The sequence below is a fragment of the Pseudonocardia sp. EV170527-09 genome (genome assembly GCF_008369905.1).
In the GTDB taxonomy this organism is placed as follows: domain Bacteria; phylum Actinomycetota; class Actinomycetes; order Mycobacteriales; family Pseudonocardiaceae; genus Pseudonocardia.
In genome coordinates this window covers 1-11,618 of the sequence record NZ_VRMC01000121.1, presented here as the reverse complement: position 1 = coordinate 11,618, position 11,618 = coordinate 1, and the positions used below count along the sequence as shown (strand labels likewise).

Here is an 11,618-nt window from a genome sequence, read left to right as displayed (position 1 = left end):
AGCCCAAGGAGATCGCCGACGCGCTCAACCTCGACGCCGGGACCGTGCGCCAGACCTGCCGACGCATGCAGGCCGACCACCAGCTCCACGCCGCACCCGGCGGCACCTACCGACCCGCCGACGCCGTCCCGGGTGACAGCGGTGACGGCCGTGACAGCCCCGGCCGAGAACCGCTGTCACTGCTGTCACCACGTCACTGCGACCCCGCTGACCTGGGAGAACACCAGTGACAGCCCTACCGCGGCGCAGTGACACCCGTGGCCCACCACCCCGGGCCCGCTGCTGTCACACCGTCACCCGAACTGCTCTGACCTGCGCGAACCCGCTGTGACACCCGAGTGACACCACTACCCCCGCTGTCACTCCCGCCCGGATGGAGACCACCTTGAGCCGGCCGCCCGCCCACCTCACCGTCACCGACCTCTGCACCGAACTCGGCATCTCCCGATCCACGTTCTACGACTGGCGCGCCAAAGGACGCGCACCCCGCTGCATCAAGCTCCCCAACGGCGAGATCCGCATCCGCCGCACCGACTTCGAAAACTGGCTCGACAGCCTGGAAGAGGTGGCCGCCTGATGGCGACCACTTTCGAGGTGCGAATCTGGGACATTCAGACTCGCTACAAGGTGGAGGACGGAAAACGCAAGCCAATTCGTTACGTAGTTCGGTGGATGCTGGAGCCGGGCGGACGTTTTCAGAGGTCGTTCAAGATTCGCGCTCAGGCTGACAGCTTTCGATCGGAATTGCTCACCGCTGCCCGGCAGGGGCAGGCATTCGATGTCGAGCATGGAATTCCATCGGCGGCCCTGCGCGAGTCGGTAAATATGAGCTGGATCGAGTTTGCGCGGGACTAGGCTGACATGAAGTGGAAGGAGAGTGCGCCGAAGACTCGCAAGAGCACCGCGGACAATCTAATCGCGATCTCGCGAGCAGTGTTCCACGGTCGACCCGGCGAGCCGGAGCGTCGCCTCATGGGGGTGGCCCTCCGGCTGGCGTTCAATCCTGCAGCACGGGCTCGACCTATTTCCGTAGAGATCGAAAAGGTGACCCGCTGGCTGGACCGTTCGTCTCCGACGGTCTCGGAGGTCGCCAAGCCCGTGAAGCTGCGCCACCTGTTGTCCGAGATCGAGAGGACTGCCAACGGGGACCGGTGTGCGAAGAACACGATCCGTCTTCGTCGGACGACACTTCGAAACGCTATGGACTATGCGGTTGAGAAAGGTTTGCTCGCTGTCAATCCCGTTGGCGAGATGAAGGTGAAGCGAAACAAGGTCGCCCTGCGTGAGATCGACCAGCGAAGCGTCGTCAATCCGGTCCAGGCGCGCACACTTCTTCGTTTCGTTGAGGACGATTCGCCGAGACTGCTCGCCTTCTTTGCGTCGATGTACTACGCGGCTCTACGTCCCGAGGAGGCGGTCAACCTGCGTGAGCAGAACCTGACCCTTCCGGACGAGGGATGGGGAGAGATCGCGTTGAGGCGAGCGGCGCCGGAAGTCGGTGCGGAATGGACCGACCACGGAACCCCAGGTGAGGAGCGGGAGCTGAAACATCGGGGGGTGGGTGAGGGCCGAATCGTTCCTTGCTCTCCGGCTCTCGTTGGGCTGCTCCGGGCGCACATCGCTCGCTACGGCACGACTCCTGACGGCCGGTTGTTTCGGGCGATGAGGAGCGACGCGCCGCTGTCCAGCAGCGTCTACGGGAGAGCTTGGGAGCGGGCGCGAACCGCGACGTTCACAGAGCAGGTTCTCGCCTCTCCGTTGGCGAAGCGGCCCTACGACCTGCGCCACGCGGCGGTCTCGACATGGCTTAACGCGACGGGAGACCCCACCAGGGTGGCGGAGTGGGCCGGGCACACCGTGAGCGTGCTCCTGCGGGTCTACGCCAAGTGTCTCGACGGCGGCGAGGCGGAGGCGCGCCGCCGGGTCGCCGAGCGGCTGGACGGGGCGTGAGCGAGGCCCCCGTGGGTCATGCGTGGGCCGCCGGTCGCTCCACCACGGATACCCATGACTGTTACAGCACGTCAGAGACGGTGTGAGTCGGGAAGCGGCGGCTGGCTGTAAATCCGTCGGCGTAGCCTTCCCAGGTTCGAATCCTGGACCAGCCACAGCAGGTGAAAGAGACCCCCGACCTGCGGAAACGCCGGAACCGGGGGTCTCTTTCGTTGTCCGGGTCCGTCCGGCTGTGACCGGGCTTCTACGGGTGTTCACGGACGCATCACGGACGCGATCATGAACGGCCGTCGCGGAGAGCCTGCTCGACTCGGCGGCGCAGGGCGTCGTCCTGACCGGCGATGCACTTCGCGTAGACCCGCAGCAGGACGTTGACGCTGTGCCCGGCCCACTGGGCGACCTGAGTAGCCGGGACGCCCCCGTTGAGCCACGTCGACACCGCAGCGTGCCGAGGTCGTACGGACGGTGGGCGAGCGGCGAGGTGGCCTCCTCCGGCGAAAGCGCGGCCAGCCGGGCAGCAGCCCACAGACGCCCGTAGTGGCTCTCGGACAGAGCACCGCCACGGGCCCCGCGGAACAGGCGACCGTCCAACGTGGTGCCGTGCTCGGCCAGGTGCTCGCGCAGGACCGCGGTCAGCTCCGGCGGCTCGGGACCACCCGCACCTCGTCCACGCTGCGGTGCTTGGGCTGACGCGGTTCCCGGCTGGTTGCGGACTCGCTCCACGACCGACCGGCGGCCGGATCCGACGTGCTCAGGTACAGCTCGCCTCACCCGGACTCCGGTAGCGCCAACGCCTCCTTGCGAAGATCCACAGCCTCACCGGGGCGCAGAGCGGCGTAGTACATGACCGCGAAGAACGCGACGAGTGGCGGGGCTGAGCGCAGTTGCCGAACAGCCGCGAACAGGGTGCCTGCCTGACCGTGGTCGATCACGACGAGCGGGTCCACGGCCTCGGCGAGCTTCGGTGCCCGCCACGTGATCGACGTCAGCGGACTGCAGGTCAGGTGCCCACGCGCGACAGCGCACTCGACGGCGTTGAGCAGGATCGCCCGCTTCCGGCTGACCGTGGACGGCCCGGCCGGCCCTCCGTCGAGACGTAGCGCCAGGGCGTCACGGCGCTGCCTCCGGCGGCGTGGGCCCGGCCACCCCGGCCCCGCCGCTCGTTCACTGCACCTCCGGCCCGTTCGCGGCGCTGTGGCTCGGCTACCCGGCCCCATGTCCACCAGGCGGGGCCGAATCCAGAAGGCGACCGTCAGTGGCAGCAGCCAGCCGAACACGCGTCCGTGCTCCTGGCAGTCCCGAGCTGCGGAGCGCAGCAGCCCTCGCCTCGCCACGCGTTCAGGCCCTCGCGCACAGCCAGGACGGCAAGCACGAGAGCTGCAACCGGATCGGCCCACCACCAGCCGAGGGCAGCGTTGAGGACGAGCCCGACCAGCACCGCGGCCGACAGGTAGGTGCACAGCAGCGTCTGCTTGGAGTCGGCGACAGCACTGGCTGAGCCGAGTTCGCGCCCGGCGCGGCGTTGGGCCCAGGACAGGAACGGCATGATCGCGACGCTGACTGCGACCAGGACGATGCCCACTGCCGACCGGTCGGCCTCCGCGTCTCCGAACAGGCCTCGCAGTGCCTCGACGGTCACGTAGGCGGCGAGGGCGAAGAAGGAGCATGCGATGACCCGCAGTGCGATGTGTTCGCGGCGGGCCGGGTCGCGGCCGGCGAACTGCCAGGCGACGGCCGCGGCGGAGCTGACCTCGATGACGGAGTCCAGTCCGAATCCGATCAGTGCGATCGAGGAGGCGGCGTGGCCCGCGGCGATGGCGATCACGGCCTCGACGAGGTTGTAGGTGATGGTGATCGCGACGAGCAGACGTATGCGGCGCGTGAGAACCGCGCGGCGGTCGGCGGAGAGCGACAGGGTCACGACGCCTCCTCCTCGGCGGGCTCCACGGTCCCGTAGTTCGGGCACAGGGCGACCGCGTCACCGGTCTCGGCCAGCAGGGTCTCGGCGCTGCGCAGGAGATCGATCAGCTCCGGGCGCACGAGGCGGTAGTAGGACTGGCGTCCTTCGGCGCGGGAGTCGATGAGGCGGCAGTCCCGCAGGCACGCCAGGTGCTTCGACACTGTCGACTGGGCCAGGGCCAGGTGGTGGGTCAGGTCGACGACACGCGCCTCGCCTTGGCTGAGCCGGAGCACGATGGCCAGCCGGGCCGGGTCGGCCAACGAGCGGAACAGGGCCACCGCCGGGCTGACGTCAGGACAGCAATCCATCGCCATGTGGCGATGTTAGTCAGGTACGGCGATGCAATGGAAGGACCGGTTCCGCCTCGGTCGGTTCATGGTCCACGCCGCGGCGCCGGCCGCAGGGACGCCTGCGGCCCGGGTGTGTCCGGCCCAGGATGCGAACTCCGGGGCACCGCCGTTGAGCCAGGTGGACACCGCGGCGTGCCGGAGGTCGTAGGGCCGCGGCCGGCCACGCCGGCCTCGTCCGAAGGACGACGTCGTTCCTCCCAGGATCGGAACGCCGGTTCCAGCGACGCGTGGTACGCGGTCACGCCCAGCCACAGAACGAGGGCCGCGAGCCAGATCGCCACGAGCCAGGAGCCTTGTCGTGCCGCCAGCACCCCCTGCCCGGTGCCCAGCAGCCTCACCCAGCCGATGCCCCCGGAACCTGCTCGGGTCTGAGCCGTGTGCAGGTTCGCCGGTGCCGGGCGGACGCACCGGCGCTCCGCGGCCAGCCGGACGAACCGGTGGTCACGGCGCAGCGCGAGCAAGACGGAGGCGCCCGCCCCGGGCGGAGCCCTCGATCTCGGGCAGAACGGAGCAGCCCTCACGCCGCTCGCGGCCTCGTCATCGATGGGGTGACGGGTGAACAACCCGTCCGAGAACGGCTGCGATGGCGTGTCCGGAACGACTCCCTTGATACCGACGGGGTGACGCATCGACACGGTCGAGCGGACGACGTGTCACGGAGAGTGTTCTGACAAAAGGATGCGCGTCCATTCGGGTCCACTGTGGTGACGATGCGTCGCAACGGGCGTCCGGAAGCGACATCTCCGCGGCCCCTCGGCTGCCGGAAGAGAGCAATAACCTCGCGCTCGGTAATGCCTCTCATCCGATAGTGGTAGAAAGTTCGTTGGATCGGGGACGGAGCGGATAGCGTTCTGTGCATCGGCGGGGCTCCCGAACCCACGCCGAACACGCCGGTCCGACATCGGACCCCGTACACAACGGAGAAATAACTGTGCTGAAGAAGGCTGGAATCCTGACCGCCGGCGTCACCGCTGGTCTGCTCGCCATCTCCCCGCTCGCCTTCGCGGGTGACGGCGGCTGGGACAAGGGCCACGGGCACGGCCACGGCGGCGACCGCATCAACGCCGACCAGATCAACAACCTGGAGAAGGACCGCAACAGCGTCCAGTCCGGCCTGATCAACGTCGGTGACGTCAACGCCCTGAACAACGCCAACGTCCTCTCCTGCACGCTGAACAGCGCCGACGTCGCCGCCAGCATCCTGGGCATCCTCGGCGGCCAGGCCACCAACGGCGAGGACGCCCCGGGCTTCAGCGACTGCTCGCAGGGCGAGTCCCAGACCAACGTCCAGGACTGAGTGCTCCTGCACCACCGGGTACCGATGACGGGACCGTGGTCCCGTCATCGGTGACCCTGCACTTCTCGGACATCCCCTGCTCTTCCGACCGGAGCGGGGGATGTCCGCATTTCCGGGGAGAGCCGGCAATGCGGCGGGGGACGTCAGGGGTGGTGCGGCAACACCACGTGCGACGGGTGCTCGGAATCGTGCAGGATCTCGTAGGAGATCCGTTCCCCGTCGACCGCGGTGGCCGTCCGCTCACCGGTTCCCGGGTTGCGGGCGAAGCGCGGGAACGCCGCGCCGGCGACCTGTACCCGGAGCCGGTGCCCGGCTCGCACGCGGTACCCGGTCGGGCTCAACGTCATCCGGACGACCGTCGTGCCGTCCGGTGCGGTGGCCTCGCGGTCGGGCACCAGCCGGTGCATCGCGTCGGTGATGTTCATCGAGGCCCCGTCGGGGCCGACGTCGCACAGCCGTACGAACACGTCGCCGATCCCCGTCTCGGTCCGCACGTAGACCACGGCCGACACCGGACCGAGCAGGTCCAGGTCGGACTCCAGCGGCGGGCCGGTCCAGACGCACACGTCGTCGCGGGCCTCGACGGTGCGGTTGTCCAGCTGCTTGGACGGCGGCTGGAGCATCGGGCCCCCGACCGTCGGTGTCGGGTCGGCCGGGTCGTAGACGAACCGTGACGGCGGAGCAGTCCCGGCGGGTCGGTCGGGACCCAGCCCGCCACCGGCGTCGAGGTACCACTCGGTCGGGCGGGCCTCCGGCGGCGGCCAGCACGGCAGGTCGGTCCAGCGGTCGGCGTGCTGCACGTACACCCGGACCGGGGCGCGGCCGTCGTGCTCGCCGCCGTGCAGGTGCACACCCAGCCAGTGGACCATCTCGTGGGCGATGGTCGACAGCGAACCGCGGTCGCCGTGGGACCACGGGCCGATCGTGATCCGTGCCGTCGCCCCGCCCCGCTGCAGCGCGGTGAAGTCCACCAGCTGACGGTCCAGGAACAGGTCCCACCAGCCGGTCACCATGCAGACCGGCGGCATCGCGGCGGCGTCGAAACCGTCGTGCTCGGCGGGCGCCCAGAACTCGCGCGGCTGCTCGGCGTGCTCGACGAAGTCCCGCCAGAACACCACCGGCGCCCCGGTCAGCGCGACGTCCGCCGCCTGCAGCGGCTGGGAGGTCACCGCGCGCCGCTTGCGACGGCTGAACACCGGCGTCGCGAGGAAGCCGGTGACCGCGCCGATCCGCTCCTGACGGCCGATCTGGTTCACCCAGGTCGCGAGGTTCAGCAGGCCGGGCGCGCCGCCGGGGTAGAAGGTGCTGGTGAACTCCGACGCGGTGATGTCGGCGTTCATCGAGCACAGACCCGGGTCGGCGTAGGGGGCGACCGCCCACTGGGTGTGTCCGACGTAGCTGGGGCCCACCATCGAGACGCGGCCGTCGCACCAGTCCTGCCCGCGCACCCAGGCGAGCGTGTCGAGACCGTCGGAGCTCTCGTGCAGGAACGGGCGGAACTGCCCGCCCGAGCCGAAGGTGCCCCGGGTGGACTGGACCAGCACCTGGAACCCGCGGCGGGCCAGCAGCGAACCGATGATCGACCCGAGGCCGTCGCGGCCGTACGGGGTGCGCATCAGGACCGTCGGACGCGGCCGCAGCGGGCCGGGCGCCCGGTACAGGTCGGCGAGCAGGACGACACCGTCGGAGAGCGGGACCCGCAGGTCACGCTCGCGCACGTACGGCTCGTCGGCACCGAATCCGAGCCTGCGGTCGACCAGTCGCTCCGTGAGCGCGGTCATGACACCTCCCCCTCGCCCGCCCCCTGCGGACACCGTCGATCGTAGGAGAACCCGGTTGCACCGACCGGGCGTGGCCGGTGACGGTGATGCGGTGACCGTCCCTCCCGTGCTGACCGACGGGGTCGTGACCCTGCGCGGACACCTCGTCGCCGACGCCCCCGGCATGCTCGAGGTCCATCGCGACCCGGTCGCCCACCGCTGGACCACGTTGTCCCCGCTGTTCGGGTCGGGGGAGGCCCGCGAGTGGGTGGACCTCACCGAGCAGCGCTGGGCCGAGGGCCGCCAGTTCGCCTGGGCGGTGGAGGCCGAGCACGACGGCCGCCCCCGCTACGCGGGCTCGATCGACCTGCGCCGCGACCCGGTGCCGTCGGTCGGCTACCTGCTCGCACCCTGGGCGCGCGGACGGGGGTTCGCGAGCCGTGCGCTGCGGCTGGCCGCCGACTGGGGCTTCGACGTCGCCGGGTTCGCCGCGCTGCACTGGGACTGCCGTGCCGGGCACGTCGCGTCCTGGCGGGTGGCGCACGCCTGCGGGTTCCGCTTCGAGGGTGTCCGGACCCTGGCCCTGCCCGCCGAGGGCGGCCTGGTCGACGCCTGGACCGCCGTCCTGCTGCCCGGCACACCCATTGCCGACCGTCCCCCCGCGACGACGTGGTGGCCGCACCCGGTGCTCGACGGTGACGGCGTCCGGCTCCGCCCGCCGACCGAGGCCGACCTCGCCCGGCACGTCGAGGCGTGCAACGACCCCGTCGCTCGCTGGTGGAGCGCCACACTGCCGGTGCCCTACACCGACGACGACGCTCGTCGTTGGCTGCGCGACCATCCGCTGGAGCGCTCCCTGGGCGCCGGCGTCGGCTGGGTGATCGCCGACCCGGACGACGACCGCTACCTCGGCACTCTCTCGGTTTTCGGCACCGACCGGCCCTACTCCCCGACCGGTGGCGAGGTCGGCTACCGCGCCCACCCCGACGCCCGCGGCCGCGGCGCGGTGTCCGCGGCGGTCCGGCGCGTCGTGCGGCACGCGTTCACCCCGGTCGCCGACGGCGGGATGGGCCGGCACCGGCTGCAGCTCGGCGCGGCGGTGGACAACACCGCCAGCCGCCGCGTCGCCGAGCGCGCCGGGTTCCGGCTGTGGGGCCGCCCGCGGGCCGACGGCGTGCACGGCACGGAGAACGAGATCGTCGACGACGGGGTCTGGTACGACCTGCTCGCCACCGACCCGGTCCCGCCGCCCACTGGAACTGTCGGGGGTGCCCCGTAGCCTGCCCGCCGTGCGGATCATGCGGATGTCCTGTTGCGGGACCGAGTGGGTGGGGCCGGACCGGGCGCACTGCTGCCGCAGGTTCGGTGGCTGCGGAGCCGTCTTCGACGACGCGGCGCTGTGGGACACCCACCGCCCCCGCGGCGTGTGCGTGACCGACCCGCGCGAGCTCGGGCTCGTCGCCACCCGCAACGGGATCTGGCAGCGGGCGCTCGACGCGGCCGGCTGAGGAGAGGGGACCGGCGGGTCAGGGCGGCCCGCGGGTGATGCCGCGGAACACCGCCTCGTCCGGGCCGGGGTTGCGGATCCGGGCCAGGTTCAGCCCGGTGAACCACAGCACCGAACCGGCACCGAAGGTCCGGCTCCCGCCCGCGGCGCAGCACAGCTCGATCCGCCCGGCGTCGACCACGACGACGGCGTCCCGCCACTCGTCCTCGACGTGCGGGCGGATCTCACCGGGGGCGAGGACGACGGTGCGGGTCCATGTCCGCGACGGTGTGTCGTCGTACATGGGCCACCCCCGTTCCGGTGCGGGGCACGGTGCCCACACCGGCTCCGACCGCCCGGGAGCGCCGAAGTCATCGACGCACGCCGGGACGGGGCTCAGGCCGCGGCGGCCGGTGCCGTCGCGGACAGCACGCGCCCGGAGCCGATCCGGGCCGCGGCGTCGTCGTGCGCGGCGGAGGTGAGGAGGGCGGGGGACACGGCCCCGTCATGGAGATCCGCGACCCCGCGGCCGCGCCCCGGTGGCGGGACCGCCCACGGGCCACCGACCGCGGGCCACCCACCGCCCGGCGCCTCCCGGCTCGGGCGCCCCGCCGGGCAACTAGTACGTTCGCGCGACCAGCGCCGACGCCCCGCGGAGGCCCGCTGGAGAGGGGGAAGGACACCGTGACGCAACGACGCCGTCCGCGGTTGCACGCGCTCGAGGCGACGTCGCTGCCCGCGGCACACGCCAGGGCCCGCGACGCCCGTCGCCGCCATCCGGTGGTCGGGGACCACGCCGCCGTCGTCGTCGCCGAGGACCTGGACCTGGGCTCGGCGCCCGGACGGGCCGACACGCTGTCCACGCTGCTGCGGGTCGCCGTGTTCGACGAGTGGGTGCGCGAGTTCGCGCGCCGGCACCCGGGTGGGACCGTGGTCGAGCTGGGGCCGGGTCTGGGCGACCGCGCGGGACGGCTCGGCGACGAGGGCCCGGCGCACTGGGTCGACGTCGAGCTGCCCGGGGTGGCCGAGCTGCGCCGCGAGCTGCTGGCGGGCCCGGCGCACCTGGTGGCCGGGTCCGCGCTCGACGAGGACTGGCTGGAGCTGGCCCGCGACCTGCCCGGCCCGCACCTGGTCGTCTCCGACCGGGTACTGACGCTGCTGCCCGAACAGGGCGTGCAGCGGATCGTGTTCACCGCCGCGCGGATGCTCCCGGGCGCCGAGCTCGTCACCGACCTGCTGTCCCGCGGCGCGGCCGGGCGGCTCGCCGCGGGCCCGCTGCGCGAGCTGGAGGTCGACTGGACCTGCGAGGACCCGCGCGAGCTGGAGCCGTGGGGGCTGCGCCTGGCCGCCTCCTGCGACGCGGCGTCCCCACCCGCCGAGGTCGCGGCCCGGCTGCCGCGGGCGTCGCGGGCACTGGCGGCGGCGCTGCGGGCGACCGCGCTGCGCGGCGAACGCCTGGCCCGCTACGAGATCGTTCCGGTCTGAGCCGGGGCGGCAGGATCGTCAGAACCGTGGACGCGGCTCGCGGGTAGGGTCGTGACCGTGACCTCCCCGACCTTCGGCACGCTCGAGGCGGACCCGGCGGAGGTCGGCCTCGACCCCGCCCGGCTGGCCCGGATCGACAGCCACTTCCGCCGCTATGTCGACGACGACCGCCTCGCCGGCGCGACGATCGCCGTCGCCCGCCACGACCGGCTCGCACACCTGACCCACCTCGGCGTCCGCGACCTCGACTCCGCGGCCCCGGTGACCGACGACACGCTGTGGCGCATCTACTCGATGACCAAGCCGATCACCTCGGTCGCCACGCTGATGCTGGCCGAGCGTGGCGCGCTGGAGCTCACCGACCCGGTGTCGCGCTACATCCCGGCGTTCGCCGAGCAGCGCGTCTACAGTGGCGGCTCCGCGCAGAACCCGGGCACCGTGGCCGCGCTCGAACCGGTGCGGGTGCACCACCTGCTGACCCACACCGCGGGCCTGACCTACGGCTTCCACCACGCCCACCCCGTCGACGAGATGTACCGGGCCAAGGGCTTCGAGTTCGGCGCGCCGTCCGGGATGGACCTCGCGGCTGCGAGCGAGCAGTTCGCGTCGTTCCCGCTGCTGTTCCAGCCGGGCACCGAATGGAACTACTCGGTGGCCACCGACGTGCTCGGCCGGGTCGTCGAGGTCGCCTCCGGGCGCCGGCTCGACGAGTTCCTCCGCGAGGAGATCACCGAGCCGCTCGGCATGACCGACACCGCGTTCTGGGTGCCGGAGGACTCCCCGCAGGCCGGCAGGCTCGCCACGCTCTACAACGCCCGGCCCGGCGGCGGCCTGGTCGAGAACAAGGTGCTCGCCCGGGCCGCGACCCGCGAGCCCACGTTCCTCTCCGGCGGCGGCGGACTGCTGTCCACCACCGGCGACTACCTGCGGTTCGCCCGGATGCTCGCCCGCGGGGGCGAGCTCGACGGCGCCCGGATCCTCGGCCCGCGCACGCTCGCCCGGGCCACCCGCAACCACCTGCCCGGCTGCGGGGACCTCGACACCGTCGGGCGCCCCATCTTCTCCGAGTCCGCGTTCTCCGGTGTCGGCTTCGGTCTCGGCTTCTCCACCGTGATCGACGGCCCGGCGACGAAGGGCCTCGCCAACGAGGGCACCTTCGCCTAGGTGTGATGTCCAGGGAGGTTGGTCAGCCTGGTGACTGGTGGCTGGCCGCCGATGGCGGAGTGAGCGCGGTGGTGATTGTAGAAGTGCAGCCAGCCGGGTAGGGCGTCGTTGCGTTGGCGGGTCGACTCATAGAGTCGGGCGTAGGCCCAGCCGTCGGCCAGGGTCC

15 protein-coding genes and 1 pseudogene are annotated in these 11,618 nt (G+C 71.8%); 9 read left to right on the top strand and 7 right to left on the bottom strand.

Going from position 1 to position 11,618, the window contains the following annotated elements:
- The 4 genes and pseudogenes from FVA95_RS32250 to xerC all read left to right on the top strand — a co-directional run.
- A pseudogene (locus tag FVA95_RS32250) lies at positions 1 to 230 on the top strand (DNA repair protein RadA); the annotation flags it as partial.
- A gap of 143 nt (positions 231 to 373) precedes the next feature.
- Positions 374 to 577, top strand: coding sequence for an AlpA family transcriptional regulator (locus FVA95_RS25590; protein WP_149666420.1), 204 nt, complete (start codon positions 374 to 376; stop codon positions 575 to 577).
- Positions 577 to 855 (top strand): hypothetical protein, encoded by a 279-nt coding sequence (locus FVA95_RS33245; protein WP_240051727.1) that lies wholly within the window; start codon positions 577 to 579, stop codon positions 853 to 855. Before FVA95_RS25590 ends, FVA95_RS33245 begins: the two co-directional genes overlap by 1 nt.
- A 6-nt stretch (positions 856 to 861) precedes the next feature.
- The gene (xerC, locus tag FVA95_RS25585; RefSeq protein WP_240051726.1) at positions 862 to 1,950 is read left to right on the top strand and encodes a tyrosine recombinase XerC; all 1,089 of its coding nucleotides are present in this window, start codon (positions 862 to 864) and stop codon (positions 1,948 to 1,950) included.
- 277 nt (positions 1,951 to 2,227) lie between these two features.
- Here xerC and FVA95_RS33240 read toward each other — a convergent pair whose 3' ends face one another.
- The 4 genes from FVA95_RS33240 to FVA95_RS25570 form a co-directional block, all read right to left on the bottom strand.
- A complete protein-coding gene (locus FVA95_RS33240; protein WP_208818977.1) occupies positions 2,228 to 2,389 on the bottom strand; it encodes a hypothetical protein in 162 nt (53 codons plus the stop codon).
- A 328-nt stretch (positions 2,390 to 2,717) separates the two neighbouring features.
- Positions 2,718 to 2,897 (bottom strand): hypothetical protein, encoded by a 180-nt coding sequence (locus tag FVA95_RS32240; RefSeq protein WP_205015990.1) that lies wholly within the window; start codon positions 2,895 to 2,897, stop codon positions 2,718 to 2,720.
- A 305-nt stretch (positions 2,898 to 3,202) separates the two neighbouring features.
- Positions 3,203 to 3,871 carry a cation transporter gene (locus FVA95_RS25575; protein WP_149666419.1) on the bottom strand — a complete coding sequence of 223 codons (669 nt, stop codon included), beginning with the start codon at positions 3,869 to 3,871 and terminating at the stop codon, positions 3,203 to 3,205.
- Positions 3,868 to 4,224, bottom strand: coding sequence for a helix-turn-helix transcriptional regulator (locus FVA95_RS25570; RefSeq protein ID WP_149666418.1), 357 nt, complete (start codon positions 4,222 to 4,224; stop codon positions 3,868 to 3,870). The genes FVA95_RS25575 and FVA95_RS25570 overlap by 4 nt, the downstream gene beginning before the upstream one ends.
- 967 nt (positions 4,225 to 5,191) lie before the next feature.
- Here FVA95_RS25570 and FVA95_RS31420 point away from each other — a divergent pair.
- Positions 5,192 to 5,557: a hypothetical protein gene (locus FVA95_RS31420; protein ID WP_149666416.1), complete on the top strand. Its 366-nt coding sequence runs from the start codon at positions 5,192 to 5,194 to the stop codon at positions 5,555 to 5,557.
- Positions 5,558 to 5,700: 143 nt separating this feature from the next.
- Here the strand turns inward: FVA95_RS31420 and FVA95_RS25555 are convergent, their stop codons facing one another.
- Complete coding sequence (locus FVA95_RS25555) at positions 5,701 to 7,338, bottom strand: CocE/NonD family hydrolase (RefSeq protein ID WP_149666415.1); 1,638 nt, start codon at positions 7,336 to 7,338, stop codon at positions 5,701 to 5,703.
- A gap of 91 nt (positions 7,339 to 7,429) precedes the next feature.
- Here FVA95_RS25555 and FVA95_RS25550 point away from each other — a divergent pair, with 91 nt between their 5' ends.
- Together FVA95_RS25550 and FVA95_RS25545 are read left to right on the top strand one after the other, a co-directional pair.
- A complete protein-coding gene (locus FVA95_RS25550; RefSeq protein ID WP_161992443.1) occupies positions 7,430 to 8,596 on the top strand; it encodes a GNAT family N-acetyltransferase in 1,167 nt (388 codons plus the stop codon).
- Between the two features lie 19 nt (positions 8,597 to 8,615).
- Entirely contained in the window at positions 8,616 to 8,825 is a 210-nt protein-coding gene (locus FVA95_RS25545) for a hypothetical protein (protein WP_226358927.1), read from the top strand.
- An 18-nt stretch (positions 8,826 to 8,843) separates the two neighbouring features.
- Here FVA95_RS25545 and FVA95_RS25540 read toward each other — a convergent pair whose 3' ends face one another.
- Positions 8,844 to 9,107: a hypothetical protein gene (locus tag FVA95_RS25540; RefSeq protein WP_149666413.1), complete on the bottom strand. Its 264-nt coding sequence runs from the start codon at positions 9,105 to 9,107 to the stop codon at positions 8,844 to 8,846.
- Positions 9,108 to 9,487: 380 nt separating this feature from the next.
- Here FVA95_RS25540 and FVA95_RS25535 point away from each other — a divergent pair, with 380 nt between their 5' ends.
- Positions 9,488 to 10,288, top strand: a complete 801-nt coding sequence (locus FVA95_RS25535) for a class I SAM-dependent methyltransferase (RefSeq protein WP_161992442.1) — start codon at positions 9,488 to 9,490, stop codon at positions 10,286 to 10,288.
- A gap of 57 nt (positions 10,289 to 10,345) precedes the next feature.
- Entirely contained in the window at positions 10,346 to 11,452 is a 1,107-nt protein-coding gene (locus tag FVA95_RS25530) for a serine hydrolase (protein ID WP_149666411.1), read from the top strand.
- Here FVA95_RS25530 and FVA95_RS25525 read toward each other — a convergent pair.
- Positions 11,449 to 11,618, bottom strand: a 170-nt coding sequence (locus FVA95_RS25525) for an integrase core domain-containing protein (RefSeq protein WP_149662779.1), incomplete at its 5' end; no start/stop codon positions are given. The genes FVA95_RS25530 and FVA95_RS25525 overlap by 4 nt on opposite strands.